Origin of the sequence: Allosphingosinicella vermicomposti, assembly GCF_003012815.1 — a bacterium.
In the GTDB taxonomy this organism is placed as follows: Bacteria; Pseudomonadota; Alphaproteobacteria; order Sphingomonadales; family Sphingomonadaceae; genus Allosphingosinicella; species Allosphingosinicella vermicomposti.
On the sequence record NZ_PXYJ01000002.1, the window covers coordinates 479009 to 494765 of the forward strand.

A 15757-nucleotide genomic window follows, 5' to 3' on the forward strand; every position below is an offset into this window, starting at 1 on the left:
TTCCGCAACGCAACGAAGTGTCGCTTTGTCCGTTCAGCGCGCCATGAACAACGAACGCCCCCTCGCCGCCGCTCTGGCTCTCACTGCTTCCCTTTTCCTGTTGAGCGGGCCCGCTGCCGCCCAGGACGAAGGCGATACGACGCGTGTCCGGATCGGGGTCGGCGCGCAGGTCGTACCAAGTTATCCCGGCGCGGACGAGGTAAGATGGCGCCCACTTTGGGATGTTGGCCGCGCCCGTCCGGGCGAAACATTCGGCTTTGAGGCGCCTGACGAAAGCTTCGGTATTCCCGTCATCAGCACAAACGGGTTCGAGATCGGCCCGATCCTCAATTATGAGGGCAGCCGTAAACCGGATGAAGTCGGCGCACCGCTCGACAAGGTGAAGGCGACGTTCGAAGCGGGCGTCGGCGCCGATTATTACCTTTCGGACAATTTCCGTCTGCGTGCCGAAGCCCGGCGCGGCATTGGCGGGCACGACGGCTGGATTGGCGTCGTGGGCGGCGATTATATCATGCGCGATGGCGATGACTATCTCTTCTCGATCGGCCCGCGCGTGACGCTCGCCAATGGCCGCTATCACCGCGCCTATTTCGGCGTGACGCCGGAGGAGAGCGTGCGGACCGGCCTCTCCGCCTATCGTCCCGGCGGCGGCATACAGACGGCTGGTGCTTCGGCGAGCTTCCTTTATCAGCTGACGCCGCGATGGGGACTTTACAGCTACGCGAAATACGACCGCCTGGTGGGCGATGCGGCGGACTCCCCGATCGTCCGCGCCTTTGGCTCGCGCGACCAGTTTTCCGGCGGCCTTGCCGTTACCTACACCTTTAACTGGACCAAGTAGAAGGTCCGCACCATCGGTCAGGCGTTGCTCCCCGCTGGCGCCTAAACCGGCCCCGTGTCAGGGACAGGGCCGATGGAAACGAAGATCGCCAATCATTACCGCGCGCGGATGGAGCGGGTGCTTGCTCATATTGACGCGCATCTGGACGAGAATCTTAGCGTCGATCGCTTGAGCGGCGTGGCCTGCTTCTCACGCTACCATTTCCAGCGGCAATTTTCGGCGCTTTTCGGGATCGGCGTACACCGCTACGTCCAGCTTCTGCGCCTGAAACGCGCATCCTACCGGCTTGCGTTTCGGCAGGGTGAAAGCGTCACGGCGATTGCGCTCGACAGCGGGTATGAGGGGCCGGAGGCGTTCTCGCGCGCATTTCGCCAGCGCCTCGGCCAAAGTCCGAGCGCGTTTCGCGCAGAGCCCGATTGGTCCCCCTGGCACGCGGCCACCGCGCCGCTCACACAAGCCAGGAGTACAATCATGACACAATCTCTTACCGTCGATAACGTACGCATCATCGATTTTCCGGAAACCCATGTTGCGATGATGGAGCATCGCGGCGATCCGCGCCGCATCGGAGATACGGTGCGCCGTTTCATCGACTGGCGGCGGGCCAATGGCCTCCATCCCGGCAAAAGCTCGACCTTAAACATCTTTCACGACGATCCGGACAGCACCCCGCCTGCGGGCTATCGGATGAGCCTGTGCGCAGGCGTTACCGCCCATTTCACGGCTAATGCCGATGACATTGAAATCGGCACGATCCCCGAGGGCCGCTGCGCAGTCCTGCGCCTGACCGGGTCGAGCGACAATCTTCAGCCAGCCTTCGCATACCTTTATGGCGAATGGCTTCCCGAGAGCGGGCAGGAATTGCGGGACTTTCCGCCTTTTGCGCAACGCGTCCGCTTCTTTCCCGACGTTCCCGAGCATGAAGCGGTGACGGACATCTTCCTGCCGATCGCGTAGGGCTGCTTCGCGGGTTATAGCGTGAGGAGAGCGGCCGCGTAGCCGATCCCTCTCCTCACTCAACCGTTGAAATCAATCCGCTAGGGCTGAGCCTGTCGAAGCCCGTGTGGATCGCGCGTTGCACACGCCCTTCGACAGGCTCAGGGCTAGCGGTTGTGGGAAATGGCGTTCTCAGTGAGATTGGGGTGGGCACGCGCCGATGAGCCTGGATGGGCTGGGGCATGACACACGCGGCTACAAGCCTTCGTGACAGCGCCCCATAGAGCGGCTAGGCAATGCGCCATGAGCGATCTCATCATCCGCCCGGTCCGCGGCAAGGCCGACCGCAACATGTTCGTCGATTTCGCCTGGGACGTTTATGCGGACGATCCGCATTGGGTGCCGCCGCTTAAGGACGAAGCTCACGGACTTCTCGATCCGAAGAAAAATCCGTGGTTCGAACATGCGGAGGCCGAATTCTTCCTCGCCTTTCGCGGCGGCAAGGTGGTGGGGCGGATTTCGGCGCAGATCGACCGGCTGGTGCTTGAGGCTATGGGTGCCGGGACCGGCCAATGGGGCATGTTCGAAGCATGTGATGCCGGCACCGGCGCGGCCCTGATCGCCCAGGCGGAAGATTGGCTGAGGGAAAGAGGCATGAGCCGGGCGCTCGGCCCGTTCAGCCTGTCGGTATGGGACGAACCGGGCCTTCTGGTCCAAGGCGCGGACCATGCGCCTACGGTGATGATGGGCCACCATCGCCCGGATTATGCAGCATGGGTCGAAGCGGCGGGCTATGCCGGGGTCAAGGATCTCTACACATACGAACTCGACATCACGAAGGACTTCCCGCCCATCGTGCAGAAGATCGTCGCAAGTGGCGAACGCAATGCCCGCATTACCATCCGCCGCGTCGATAAGAGCCGTTTCGCGGAAGAAGCGGCATTGATCCTCGGCATCCTGAACGATGCATGGTCGGACAATTGGGGCTTCGTGCCGCTAACCGATGCGGAAATCGCATATGCTGGCAAGAAACTGAAGCCGATCGTGTTCGAGGATCTGATCCGCGTCGCGGAGGTGGAGGGAGAGCCGGTCGCCTTCATGATGACCTTGCCCGATCTCAACGAGCTCACCCGCGATCTGAACGGCAGGCTGCTGCCCTTCGGCTGGGCGAAGCTGTTGTGGCGGCTGCACAAGCCGCAGGTGCGGACGATGCGCGTGCCGCTGATGGGGGTTGTGAAGCGCCTCCAGGCAAGCCGCCTTGCCAGCCAATTGGCCTTCATGATGATCGAATATATTCGCCGCGACGCCCTCGCCAAATATGGCGCATCGCGCGGCGAGATTGGCTGGGTTCTTGACGACAATCAGGGCATGAAGGCCATCGCCGAGACGATCGATAGCCGCGTGAACAAGGTCTACCGGATTTACGAAAAGGTGTTGTGAGGCGTCAGTCGCCGAGCAGGCGCATCGCATAGCTTTTGATGTCGTCCGGCCAGGGCCCGATGATATCCGTCAGCCGTGCAGCTTCGCCGCGATAAAGCGCGCGGATCGCCTCCTCATAACCCGAACGATCGCCGGAGGTGGCGGTGAGAAAACGGTAGACGGCGTCGCGCCGTGCTTCTGGCGTGGCAGGCGCCGCCATGGCGTCATCGACGAGGCGGCGAAGCGCGGCTGATGCGCCGCCCTTTTGCCGCCGGAGCCAATCCCAATGGCGGGGAAGCAGGGTCACTTCGCGCGGCGTCACGCCAAGACTGGGGCGACCGCGGCCGCGCGCCGGGGCTGTCTTGCCCGCATCCCAATAATCCGCGTCAATCCGTGCACCCGTCGCATCGTCGAAGATATCGATGGCAGCAAAGTCGGCCTGTGCGTAGCCATCTTCAATCCGGTGCGTGACGGCCGCTTTCTCTCCCGAAGCGATGATGCGGCCCTCAAAAAAAGCGGTGACGGTGGACATGGGATCTCCTTTGCCGGAGATCAATATATCCGGGTAGAATTCTTGTCAATTAAATCCGGGTTAAAATCCGATAGGCGCTAGTCGTTCAGCACCACCCACGTCGCGGCATGGTCCGATGCTTTTTCGCGGCCGCGATAATCCTTGTCCACACCGGCATCGGCCATGCGGTCGGCGGCCTGCGGACTCAGCAGCAGGTGGTCGATGCGAAAGCCCGCGTCGCGCTGCCACGCGCCCGCCGTATAATCCCAAAAGGTGTAGACGGCGCCGACGGGATAGCGAACGCGGATCGCGTCGGTCCACCCCTGATGGACGAGGGTGCGGAATGCGGCGCGGCTTTCAGGCTGCATCAGAGCGTCCTTCGCCATGGCGCGAGCGGAAAAGACGTCGTCGGGATGATCGGTGGGGATGACGTTGTAATCGCCTGCGAGGACCACCGGCACTTCGGCGGCGAGGAGTTCTGCGGCATGCGCCCGAAGCCGCTCGAACCAGGCGAGCTTATAGGCGAACTTCTCCGTGCCTACCGGATTGCCGTTGGGTAGATAGATGCTGCCGATGATGACGCCGTTCACCGCGGCTTCGATATAGCGGCTATGCGTATCGTCGGGATCGCCGGGCAAGCCCATACGGCAGAGTTGAGGCTCGGCATCGCGAGCGAGGATCGCTACGCCGTTAAAGCCCTTCTGCCCATGCCAGACGGCGCCGTAGCCCGCCGCCTTGATGTCAGCGATGGGGAAATTGTCGTCGTCGCACTTCAGCTCCTGAAGGCAGACGGCGTCAGGCTTCTGCTCCTCCAGCCATTCGAGGAGGCGCGGCAGGCGGGCGCGGATGCCGTTCACATTGTAAGTGGCGATCTTCATGGGCCGGGAACGTAGCGGCTGGATCAGACCTCGTCACCCCATACCGTTTGGAGTGAACCTCCATTTGCTTAATGAGAGCAACAGATGAAGGAGGCATTGGCTGCCCCAGGCGCGGAAAAAGCCGGCCGATGCGCGCTGGGTCAGATGGAAAAGCTGGTGCCGCAGCCGCAGCCGGACGCCGCTTGCGGGTTCTTTACCTGGAAGGAGGCGCCGCCAAGGGATTCGACGTAGTCCACCGCCGATCCGCGCACGAGATCGAGGCTGATCGCATCCACCACCAAAGTCACGCCGTCCTGGCTGGTGGCCGCATCGTCCGCCTCGATGCTGTCGGCGAGGCCGAAGCGATATTGGAAACCGGCACAGCCTCCGCCGTCCACGGCGAGGCGGAGGATGGCGGGCTTGTCCTGTTTCTTCGCGATCGCCGCGACACGGGCGGCGGCGGCGGGGGTGAGGGCGATTTGCGCTGTTTCGCTCATGATGCGGAGATAGGGGATGAAGAGCACGCTCACAAGATTGTCCCTTAATCTGCTAGTCCTGAGCTTGTCGAAGGACGGAACGAGCTGGGACCGTCCTTCGACAAGCTCAGGACTAGCGGTGGTGGGGCGGCTCTGGAAAGCCCCTCTCAGCGCTTGTCAGAATCCCCGCCAGCCGCCATAGAGCGCCCATTCCCGGCAAAGGAGCGTTCGCGCATGAAGGTCCGCGTTTTCGTCACGCTGAAGAACGGCGTTCTCGATCCCCAGGGCAAGGCCATTCACCATGCGCTGGAAGGCCTCGGCTTTTCCGGCGTCAACGACGTGCGCCAGGGTAAGGTGATCGAGCTCGACGTTGCGGACAGCGTCAGCGATGCCGATATCGAAGGCATGTGCACGAAGCTGCTCGCCAACACCGTCATCGAGAATTTCCGCATCGAACGCCTGGCGGCCTGAAGGAGCCCGTTCCCATGAAAAGCGCCGTCATCGTTTTCCCGGGTTCCAATTGCAACCGAGACTTGCAGGTGGCGCTGCGCGACGTGAGCGGACAGGAACCGGCGATGATCTGGCACCGCGAAACGGCGCTTCCGGAAGGGCTTGATCTCATCGCTGTTCCGGGTGGCTTTTCCTATGGCGACTATCTGCGCTCCGGCGCGATGGCGGCACGTTCGCCGGTCATGCGGGCGGTGAAGGACGCGGCTCACAAGGGCGTGTCGGTCCTCGGCATCTGCAATGGGTTCCAGATCCTCACCGAAGCCGGGATGCTGCCGGGCGCGCTTATGCGCAACGCCAACCTCTCCTTCGTCTGCCGCGATGTGGATCTGAAGGTGGAGAACAGCCAGTCGGCCTTCACCAGCCGCTACGAAGCGGGCGAAGAGATCGTCATTCCCGTCGCGCATCACGACGGCAATTATACGGCCGACGAAGAGACGCTCGACCGTCTCGAAGGCGAAGGCCGCGTGGCATTCCGCTACAATTGCGCGGTGAATGGCTCAAAGCGCAACATTGCGGGCATCCTCAACGAAGCCGGCAATGTCCTTGGCATGATGCCGCATCCGGAGCGGATGATCGAGCGCGCCCATGGCCGCACCGACGGCCGCCGCCTGTTTGAAGGCCTGCTCGAAGCCCTTGGCTGACCGGCCGGATCGCTGCGCCACCTGCGCCGTCCGCGACAGCGCCGTCTGCGCGGCCCTGAACGAGCGCGAGCTTGAAGACCTCTCTCGTATCGGCCGCACCCGCACCTTCCAACGCGGGGAGACGATCTTCGCGGCCGGCGAGCCGAGTTATGCTTGCGGAACGCTCGTTTCCGGTGCGGCCAAGCTATCCGCCATCGACGGCGACGGGGTCGAGCGCATCCTCGCCCTCATCCACCCCGCCGGTTTCCTCGGCCAGCTCTTCACGCCGACCAATAGCCACGAGATTATTGCGCTAACGGAAAGCACCATGTGCGTCTTCCCCCGCGCGGATTTCGAAAGGCTGATGGCGGCGCATCCAGCGCTTACCCGATCGATCCTCGACCGCACGCTTGCCGAACTCGACGCGTCCCGCGCGCTCACCGGCCTCATCGGGCGCCGCGATATCAAGGCGCGCCTCGCGGGCCTCATCCTGGCCTTTGCTCGGGCGGCGGGCACGTCGCCATGCGGCATCGCTACCGATTTCGAACTGCCCTTGTCGCGGGAAGAGATGGCGAGCCTGATCGGCACCACCATCGAAACCGTGAGCCGCCGCATGACCGAGCTTGAGCAGGCGGGAGCGATCGAAAGGCAGGGGCTTCGCGGCCTTGCGATCCGCGATCTCCCTGCCCTCGAACGCCTGGCTACCTAAGCTCCATCACCGCTAGGGCTGAGCTTGTCGAAGCCCGATCCAGCTGGAACCGTCCTTCGACAGGCTCAGGACTAGCGGTTATGTGGATCAACTCAACTTACAAAGTCGCCTTGATCAGCGCGAAGACCATGGCCAGGCCGACCATCAAAGCGGGCAGGACCATGATCTGGGCCAGTGCCTGCGCGGCGGTGAACTTACCGGTGATACATTCGACGCCTTCGGACAAGAACTCGGCCCAGCTTTGCTTGCGCGCGCCATCGTCCGGTACGACGCGGCTCCACCAGGCAGGCGTGATAAAGAGCGAGAGGATGCCGACCACGATAATACCGGCGGCAACCTTCAGGTCGTCGCCCATAAACGCCGTCATCAGGATGCCCGCAAAGGACAGATAGGCGCCGAGCAGCATGACATGAACGGCCGGATGAATGTCGAACGCCCGCTCGCCGCGATTGGGGCGCGCCACCGGAACGATCGTGGCTTTTTCGTGAAGAGCGGCGACTGGCTGATGGATCGACATTTCGAAACTCCTTCTCGTCTATTGAGAAGGGATTATCCGTAGCGGGCCCGAGCCGCTTTGACGGGCGTCAAACGGTGGTTTTGAACGGAGTGAAATCGGTGCCCGTATCGTAAACGTCCACGCCCTCCCGCCGCTTCAGCCAGCCGACAACGGCATAAGTGACGGGGGTGAGCAAAACCTCCCAGCCCACCTTCAGCGCGAATTGGGTGGCAAGGACGATTAGCAGGGTCTGGTTGTCCCAAAGGCCGTAAAAAGCGAGCGGGTAGAAGATCAGGCTGTCGATCCCCTGGCCCACCACGGTCGATCCGATCGTGCGGGTCCAGAGGTAGCGCCCCTTCGTCCAGACCTTCATGCGGGCAAGGACGTAGCTGTTCGCAAACTCGCCAGCCCAGAATGCGATGATTGACGCAAACACGATGCGCGGCACCTGGCCGAACACCGTCTCATAGGCCTGCTGCCCCGTCCATGTCGCGGCGGGCGGCAGCGCCACGACGATGGCCGACATCGCGGCCATGAACAGCAAGGCCGCAAAGCCCGCCCAGATACACCGCCGCGCCCGGCCATAGCCATAGACTTCGGTCAGCACATCGCCGATCACATAGGAAAGCGGAAAGAAGAGGATGCCCGCCCCGAACGGCCAGTCGCCAATGCCGGGCAAGTCGACTGTCGCCACCTTTCCGGCGCCGATCACGTTGGACAGAAGGAGGATAGTGACGAACGCCGCCATCACAAAATCGAAATAACGCCGCTCCCCAAGCGCCGCGCCTTCCACCGACCTGATCTTGCCCCCATTCATGGGTGGTAATTAGCGCAGTTTCACTCCGCCTCAAAGCGCGCTAGAGGGGCGCTAACGCGTCCGTAGCTCAGTTGGATAGAGCACGAGCCTTCTAAGCTTGGGGCCGCAGGTTCGAATCCTGCCGGGCGCGCCATTTCAGGCAGCTCCCCTGTCCGGTTAAATCCCCGGAAGATCACAGATTTTTGAGCCATTCGGGATTGGTCGCAGCAATTCCGATTTTGTCGATCTCTCTTTGCCGTCGCGTGCATTTCGCCGGACGAACCATCCTGGAACCAGTCCGGATCGTTTCGGGCTCATCAGGGGTGGATTGTAATTGTGACGAGCAACCATTTTGCGCCGCGTTCGGCGATGTTTTCTTTTGCGCGCGCGCGTTCTGCCGCGTGTCTGCTTGCTGGCGTGGCATTCCTCAATCCAGGTGTCGCTTTGGCGCAGGCCGCGCCGACGCCTCCGCCCGGTGCCCTGCCAAGTCGTGAGCAGGTTCTGCCGCCGGTGCCGCGCAGCGAGGCGCAATCGTCCGAGGTGCGCGTCGACAGCCGCAAGGCCTTCCGCGAAGTTGCCTGTCCGTTTGAAAATTCCACGGCGCAGGTCGCGATTGGGCAAGTGCAGTTCACTGGCATCAACGGTGCGCCGCTCGCGCCGGAGCTGGCCAATCTGCTCTCCGGCCTTCGCGCGCAAGGAGGGCCGCAATCGGTTGTGCAGGTTTGCGACATTCGCGACGAAGCCAACCGCATCCTGATCGACGCGGGCTATGTCGCGTCGGTTCAGATTCCCCCACAGAATATCGATAATGGCGGCGCGCTGACGCTGACCGTCGTATCCGCCAAGCTGGTCGACGTGAAGGTCGTGGGCGAGGCCGGCGGCCGCTATACGAAGCTGATCGCGGCGCGAGTCGAGCGATTGAAGAATATCGACCCTTTTAACGAGCGCGAGGCCGAACGCGTTCTCCTGCTTGCTGGCGATGTTCCGGGTCTCGATGTTCAGCTGACGCTTGCGCCTTCCGGCACGGGCATCGGCGAAGTCGCCGGGACTTTGACGGTCGCCTATCGCCCATATGCGATCGTCGGCAACGTCCAGAATTACAGCAGCAAGGCGATCGGCCGCGAGACGGCGTTCGTCCGCGCCGAAGCCTATGGCGTGACCGGGATGGCCGACATCACCTATGTCGGCGGTTCGGCGACGCTGGATTTCGAGGAGCAACGGGTTCTCCAAGTCGGCCATTCTATGGGCATCGATGACGAAGGCACCCGGCTAGAGGGCAGCTTCACTTATGCCTGGTCGCGCCCCGACATTGGCGGGCTGGACCTTCGCTCCCGCTCGCTGGCCGTAACACTTGCGGCGTCCTCGCCGCTGCTGCGCACGGTGAATGAGAATGTCACCGTCACCGGTGGCCTGGATTTCACCGAACAGCGCACGCGTCTTCACTTCGGCCGCGTCCTGCCGCTCACGCGGGACAAGATACGCGTATTGTTCGGGCGTCTTTCGGGCAACCTTGTCCGGCCTTCGGTCACGGGCTTCGGCTATGCGCTTTCGGGCGGGATCGAGATCCGCAAGGGATTGGATATCCTCGGCGCGACCGATCGCTTCGACTTCGATAGCTATGAAGGCGGGTATACGCCTTCTTCGCTCTACGGAAATCCCAATGCGCTGGTTGCCCGCGCCGACCTGGACGGCCAGATCGGGCTCGGCTCGATCTTCAGCCTCGCGGGCGCGGCGCGCGCGCAGGTGTCCAATGCGCCGCTCCTTAATTACGAAAAGTTCTCGATCGGCACGCTCACCATTGGCCGGGGCTACGATCCGGGCCTTGCCAGCGCCGACGAAGCGATCGGCCTGCGCGCGGAATTGCGCGGCGCAACCTATCGCGATGCCAATGTCGCGACGGAAGTATTCACCTTCTATGACCAAGCGTGGCTGTGGAACCATGATCGCTTCGCGCGCAATGGCGCCCTGGCGACGGAGCCGGATCGGAGCTTCGGATCTGTGGGCTTCGGGATGCGAGCTTCGCTGCCGCAGGGTCTGTTCCTGGAGGGCACCTATGCCCGCCCGCTCGACCGCGCCTTCCCAGGCGACACGCGCCCAGTCGGCGACCGCCTGCTCCTTTCGCTCACCGCCCAATTCTCGCCAGCTGCACGCTAAGCCATGCTTTCCGGAGTATATCCCATGACCGCCAACCGCACCGCCCTCCGCCGTCGTCTTGCTTTATCCACCGCCCTTTGCGTCGCCGCCTTCGCGGCTGCGCCTGCTGCTGCGCAGGTGATGACAGGATTTGGCACGATAAATTCGACCGTCGGCAACCCGAACCCACAGGTTAACGGCAATGTGCTTGACGTTGTTGCGAGCGGTAACGCGATTATCAATTGGAACGACTTCAACGTTTCGAACGGCTACCGGGCAAATTATAGTCATGCTAATGGTGTCAATGCCCCGAACATCTCGATTTTGAATCGAGTACAAGGCAGCAATATCACCAATATCTTCGGTGAGGTTACGTCGGGAAAGAACGTTTCCGTCTATATCATTAATCCGAACGGTATCGTGTTCGGATCGTCCGCTAGGGTTAATGTTGGCGCGTTGGTAGCGAGTACACTTAACCTGACCAACGATAACGACTTTTTGAATGGTAACAGCGCGTTGCGCTTCACCAGCCCGGTCGGAAGCACCCGGGGCATTGTTGTGGCGCCCGGCGCGGTTCTCAATACGGGAGGTGGTGGGGATATTGGCGACCTCGTCCTTCTCGCCAATCAGATATCATCTGCAGGAGATCTGACCGCGCAAGGCGATGTGGGCATCGTGGCAGGCGAAGACATTACGGTGACGCGAACAGCCAATAGCCCTCTCGCTTTCCGGATCGACCGTGGAACAAGTGTCGCTAACGCGATGACCTTGGGCAGCAATATTACGGGAAAAAGCGTAATAGCTGGGTTTTTCTCGAAAGCGGGCGTGAATAACGCTCTTCTTAACATCAATGAAGACAGCGTCATTAAGGCAACCGGTGCAGTGGCAGACTGGAGCGGGGGTGTACATTTGCAAGGCGGCAAAGGATCATCGGCTCGCATCGACGGTCCAAGCGATACCGACAGCCGAAATAGCGTTAGCATCGCGGTCGGAAGTGGGTCAGAAATAACAGGCAATTTTTATAGCCAATCCACGGGGAATCAGTATCTCCTTGGTAAAATAAATGCCGGCGTTGCAACCATATATGGAAGTGATCTTGAGATCTCTGATCTTTCGTCAACTTATGCGGTGACGATATATGGCGATACGATCAATATCGGGAGTCTATATGACAATAGTGCCTTTGGGACATCTATCCGCTATGATGAGTCTCTTTCTTTCGGCGCTATAGCGTCTAGAGATGACGTTATTATATCAACTCTTTCACCGCAAACTGCACAGAATATTTCTGGCGGATCTCTAACTGCAAGATTCGGTATTCAGATTGACGTTCCTGGAAGTGTTTCCATCTCTACCATCGATGGTGGAAGCAATAAGGTCCTAATAAAATCTGGGTCAAACATCGATATTGATAGCTTGAAAAGCTGGTTATTCGATATGACCGCTGTGGGCGACATGACGATCCGTGGATTAAATGTAGGCTATGGCTCCCTTGTGGCCAACAACATAAATTTGTCCGGACCAGACGTAGCTGCCACATATAATCTTGAACTGTCTGCTAATAATTTAGTGCAGATTGATACGGACTTAAGCGCGTCCAGTATATCTATCGATGCCAAGAATGTAACAAGCAAGAAATTGTCCGCTACGGGCACGCTTGATGTATTCGCACGAGATGGAAATGCCACGTTGGGGGATTTGTCAGGTAACTCGATTAGTGTCACCACAGGGGGTTCGGGAAATATAACGGTTGGCAATGTTGCAGCTGTCCGCGATTTTACGGCTGCCGGATCTGGCACCTTTACGGGGGGCCTGATTACGGCGGGCGGGGACGCGGAAGTGGCGGCCTCAAACGTAGCTCTTGCGGGCGACATGACGGCGGCGAGCATCTTCCTTGATGGTCAAAATGTTACCGCGCAGAAGCTCACCTCGACCGGCAGCACCGTCGTAGTCCGTGCCTATAATGGCGACGCGAATGTTCAGGGCATCGACGCCAAGGGCAGCGCGGCAATCAACACCGGCGGATCAGGCAATGTGGTCGTGACCGGCGACGTCAAGACTGGCGGCGATTTCGGTATAGGCGCAAGTGGCTCTGCGCGTGTCGATGGCAATGTCGATGTGGGCAATAATTATGACATAACCGCGCTCGCCATTTCGCTTGGCGGCGATGCCGACGCTGAAGTGCAGCGGGCTGGCAATGCCATCACGCTTAAGTCGACCGTTGGCAGCATCGTCGGCGGCGAGGGGCTGACACTTCAGGCGAACAGGAATCGTGGCCTGGGCGGGAGGCTCACCATGGACTCGGCAGCCGATATTTTCTTCGCGGACGGAACCACCCAGATCGTGGGTGGAGATGACGGCGACGGATATGGCGGGCTCGCCATCGAAGGGGGTACGCCTCAGCAATCCATCAAACTCGGCAACGTGCGTGCATACCAGCTTTTCTTCCGGCAATCATCTCTTGCCTCTGTCGTTATAGGTAATGCTGACCTTGGGATGGACTTGAACATCAACGCTAGGTCCATTGAGACTGGCAACATCAAGGTATCAGCCGGATCCGTTAATTTGGCGGGTGCCAATAATGGGCTGGAAATTCACGGTAATGTTTCGGCCAGCGGAAGTGTTTCGCTAGACGGCTATGTTAGTGTCCAAGGCAATATCGCGGCGGGCAGCAACGTTACCGCCACAGGCTCCAACTTCTATGCTGGCGATGTGCGATCTTCGAACGGAAGTATCTCCATCACCGCAAATGACTCCCTGACGATGGGGAATTTGTTTGCGGCGACGGACATCACCTTGGCCGGACCGTCCGCAAGTGGAAGTGGCAACATCAGAATGGGCGGTGCCGAGGCCGGCCGGAATTTGAATGTCAGCCTCGCCGGTGGGGGTAACGTGGAGATCAGCGGCAATATCAAGGCTGGCGGAAACGTTGATATCAGCTCGCACGGCGGAGTGGAGATGGCGGATGGTACGTCCATCACGGCCAATCAGACCAACGGCAACATCAAAATCTTTGGCCGATATGGAGCCGACTTAGGCGCACTTGATGCACACGATATTTCGCTGTCCACGAGCACAGGCGGCTTGCTGGCGCTGGGCGGAAATATCAAGGCGGCCACGCTGGACCTCGAAGGCGCGAAGGTGGTGCAGCAGACGGATACGTCGGTTACTCTCGATAAGCTGACCGGTCGTAATCTGGGATCCGTGAATTTGGAGGGTAGCAACAAGATCAAGGAGATTGGCGACTTCGCCGCTTCCGGTAACTCCTATATCAAAAATATCGGGGATGGTTTGCTCGTCTCCGGTGATATTTCGGCGCTCGGTCAGCACATTTTGTTATCAACGGATGGAAATCTGACGCTAGCCGCTGGGAGTTCTGTCTTTGGGCGTTACGTCCATCTCGGTGCTTTCCAAAATTTCATCAATAATGCCGGCGCAGATGCAGTTGTTGTAGACGGCTATTGGCGCATTTATTCTAATACGCCTGAAGGGAATGTTTATGGGGGTCTCGACAGTGGTAACACCGCAATCTGGGGCTGGGAAAATAGTGACGCCGTCGGCAGCGGTAGTCATTATGTTTTCAAATATCGGCCGACGCTGACCTTCACTTCGATCGATTACGCGAAGACCTATGGAGATGATATCGCCGCTTTACTTGCCGGGCGCTATACAGTGTCGGGCCTCCATGAAGGCGTTGCAGGCGCGTTCTTGGGCGATACGCTCGCGGACGTGATTTCGGGCAGTCCGCTGCTCACTTCGCTCGGCGCGACGGCGCGGGCTTCCGTTGCTGGCGGTCCTTACGTCATCGAGATCGGGCAGGGTTCGTTGGTATCGAACGCTGGCTACAAGTTCGCGTTCAACAATGCGGGCCGCGTGACGGTCGCCAAAAAGGCGCTGACCGCGACCGTCGCCATCAAAGACAAGACCTATGACGGCACGACGCAGGCGACTGGCAGCTTCTCCAGCCTCAACGGCCTAGTGCAGGGCGATGTCGTCGAAGTTGGCGGCAAGCTGACCTTCGCCAGCAAGAACGCCGGGACGCAGAAAGTGACGGTCGAAAATCTTGGCCTCGCTGGCGCAGATGCGGGCAATTATACGGTCACGATCAGCGTGCCCGATCAGCTCTCCGCCACCATCTTCAAGAAGGCGGTATCGGTGCAGGTCGCGGTCGACGACAAAACCTATGACGGTACCAAGAACGCCACTGGTCACGCGAGCATCGACGGCAAGATTGCGGGCGACGATCTCACCGCGACCGGCGGCATCTATAGCTTCGGCGACAAGAATGCGGGGACGGGCAAGCTGGTTACGATCAGCAACATCGTGATCGGCGGCGCCGATGCTGGCAATTACGAGGTGACGATCCCCGCCTCGGTGCTGGCTGACATCTTGAAGAAGGCGGTGACGGTCAACGTCTCGGTCGACAACAAGACTTATGATCAGACCACCACCGCCACCGGCCGCATCAACGGCATCGACGGACTTATTGCGGGCGACGATGTCGAGGCCACTGGTGGAAGCTATGCCTTCGCCGATAAGAATGCCGGCAAGGGCAAGACCGTGAACGTCAGTGGTATCCAGCTTTCGGGTGACGATCTCGCCAATTACGAGGTGACGATCCCGGCAACGATTTTGGCCGAGATCATGAAGAAGGCCGTCACGGTCAGCATCATTGTCGATGACAAGACCTATGACGGCACGACTTCCGCCACCGGTCGGATTGCCGATATGGAAGGGGTGATCGCAGGCGATGACCTTGAAGTCACCGGCGGCACCTTCGCCTTCACCGACAAGAATGCCGGTCAGGACAAGGCGGCGACGGCCAGCGGCTTCACCTTCGCTGGGGACGATGCGGGCAATTATGAAACCGTGGTGGCACCGGGCGCGACAGCGGATATCGCCAAGCGCACGATCGCCATTCGCGCCAATGATGCGACGGGCACGATCTTCTCACCCGCTGGCCTCACCTACACGATCACGAACGGCAGCCTTGCGCCGGGCGATGCCTTCACCGGCGCCCTTGCGCGGGAGCCGGGCTATACTCCGGGCGAATATGCCATCGGCATCGGCACGCTCAGCCTGTCTCCCAACTACGACATGACCTTTGAAGGCGGCACCTACACGCTGGAAATCGGGTCGATTCCGTCCTGGGCGCAGGTTCCGGATCTGTATCGGAACTTTGAACTGGGCGGCCGCGCGGCGGTTCTCCGCAACGAGCCACGTGCCCTCACGTGGGCCGCGGCCTTCGATTGCCAGGGCACGACCCAGCTTAGCGGGCAGTGTCAGTAAGAGACTGGAGTGGCTGCCGGACGTATCCGCCGGCAGCCGCTTTAATGCCAATTTATCGAACAAGATGGGCCGTTGCCGCGTCGAACAGGGCGCGGCAACGGCTCAAACTTTCTCCCGGCCTTCCCGGGATGGATTTCCTCCCCCGGAACGCGCTAACAAGGCGC

Annotated in this window: 14 protein-coding genes and 1 tRNA gene; 9 read left to right on the forward strand and 6 right to left on the reverse strand. The window is 60.4% G+C overall.

The window, feature by feature from the left end; genetic code table 11:
- Positions 1-43: 43 nt before the first annotated feature.
- The 3 genes from C7I56_RS08195 (at position 44) to C7I56_RS08205 (ending at position 3217) form a co-directional block, all read left to right on the forward strand.
- A complete protein-coding gene (locus tag C7I56_RS08195) occupies positions 44-841 on the forward strand; it encodes a MipA/OmpV family protein (protein ID WP_106640083.1) in 798 nt (265 codons plus the stop codon).
- Positions 842-913: 72 nt separating this feature from the next.
- A complete protein-coding gene (locus C7I56_RS08200; RefSeq protein WP_106640084.1) occupies positions 914-1798 on the forward strand; it encodes an AraC family transcriptional regulator in 885 nt (294 codons plus the stop codon).
- A gap of 282 nt (positions 1799-2080) precedes the next feature.
- A complete protein-coding gene (locus C7I56_RS08205) occupies positions 2081-3217 on the forward strand; it encodes a GNAT family protein (RefSeq protein WP_106640085.1) in 1137 nt (378 codons plus the stop codon).
- A 4-nt stretch (positions 3218-3221) separates the two neighbouring features.
- Here the strand turns inward: C7I56_RS08205 and C7I56_RS08210 are convergent, their stop codons facing one another.
- The 3 genes from C7I56_RS08210 to erpA all read right to left on the reverse strand — a co-directional run bounded on the left by C7I56_RS08210 (position 3222) and on the right by erpA (position 5061).
- Positions 3222-3728, reverse strand: coding sequence for a DUF2239 family protein (locus C7I56_RS08210; protein WP_106640086.1), 507 nt, complete (start codon positions 3726-3728; stop codon positions 3222-3224).
- Between the two features lie 77 nt (positions 3729-3805).
- Positions 3806-4585 (reverse strand): exodeoxyribonuclease III, encoded by a 780-nt coding sequence (gene xth / locus C7I56_RS08215; RefSeq protein ID WP_106640087.1) that lies wholly within the window; start codon positions 4583-4585, stop codon positions 3806-3808.
- A 140-nt stretch (positions 4586-4725) separates the two neighbouring features.
- Positions 4726-5061, reverse strand: coding sequence for an iron-sulfur cluster insertion protein ErpA (gene erpA / locus C7I56_RS08220; RefSeq protein ID WP_106640222.1), 336 nt, complete (start codon positions 5059-5061; stop codon positions 4726-4728).
- 213 nt (positions 5062-5274) lie between these two features.
- On the opposite strand from erpA, the gene purS reads away from it, so the two are divergent.
- Genes purS through C7I56_RS08235 form a run of 3 tightly spaced genes read left to right on the forward strand, consistent with a single transcriptional unit; the run spans position 5275 to position 6879 of the window.
- Positions 5275-5511 (forward strand): phosphoribosylformylglycinamidine synthase subunit PurS, encoded by a 237-nt coding sequence (gene purS, locus C7I56_RS08225; protein WP_106640088.1) that lies wholly within the window; start codon positions 5275-5277, stop codon positions 5509-5511.
- A 14-nt stretch (positions 5512-5525) separates the two neighbouring features.
- Positions 5526-6191, forward strand: coding sequence for a phosphoribosylformylglycinamidine synthase subunit PurQ (gene purQ / locus C7I56_RS08230; protein ID WP_106640089.1), 666 nt, complete (start codon positions 5526-5528; stop codon positions 6189-6191).
- Positions 6136-6879: a Crp/Fnr family transcriptional regulator gene (locus tag C7I56_RS08235; RefSeq protein WP_106640223.1), complete on the forward strand. Its 744-nt coding sequence runs from the start codon at positions 6136-6138 to the stop codon at positions 6877-6879. Before purQ ends, C7I56_RS08235 begins: the two co-directional genes overlap by 56 nt.
- A gap of 97 nt (positions 6880-6976) precedes the next feature.
- On the opposite strand, the gene C7I56_RS08240 is transcribed toward C7I56_RS08235, so the two are convergent.
- Together C7I56_RS08240 and C7I56_RS08245 are read right to left on the reverse strand one after the other, a co-directional pair.
- Positions 6977-7396, reverse strand: coding sequence for a hypothetical protein (locus C7I56_RS08240; RefSeq protein ID WP_106640090.1), 420 nt, complete (start codon positions 7394-7396; stop codon positions 6977-6979).
- A gap of 67 nt (positions 7397-7463) precedes the next feature.
- Complete coding sequence (locus C7I56_RS08245; protein WP_106640091.1) at positions 7464-8192, reverse strand: queuosine precursor transporter; 729 nt, start codon at positions 8190-8192, stop codon at positions 7464-7466.
- A gap of 56 nt (positions 8193-8248) precedes the next feature.
- Here C7I56_RS08245 and C7I56_RS08250 point away from each other — a divergent pair.
- A tRNA-Arg gene (locus C7I56_RS08250) sits at positions 8249-8325 on the forward strand.
- 39 nt (positions 8326-8364) lie between these two features.
- Here C7I56_RS08250 and C7I56_RS12340 read toward each other — a convergent pair.
- On the reverse strand, positions 8365-8595 hold the full coding sequence (locus C7I56_RS12340) for a hypothetical protein (protein ID WP_158703053.1): 231 nt from the start codon (positions 8593-8595) through the stop codon (positions 8365-8367).
- Between C7I56_RS12340 and C7I56_RS08255 the strand changes: the two genes are divergently transcribed.
- Positions 8589-10325 carry a ShlB/FhaC/HecB family hemolysin secretion/activation protein gene (locus tag C7I56_RS08255; protein WP_158703054.1) on the forward strand — a complete coding sequence of 579 codons (1737 nt, stop codon included), beginning with the start codon at positions 8589-8591 and terminating at the stop codon, positions 10323-10325. The genes C7I56_RS12340 and C7I56_RS08255 overlap by 7 nt on opposite strands.
- Before the next feature lie 24 nt (positions 10326-10349).
- A complete protein-coding gene (locus tag C7I56_RS08260) occupies positions 10350-15593 on the forward strand; it encodes a beta strand repeat-containing protein (protein WP_158703055.1) in 5244 nt (1747 codons plus the stop codon).
- Positions 15594-15757 lie beyond the last annotated feature (164 nt).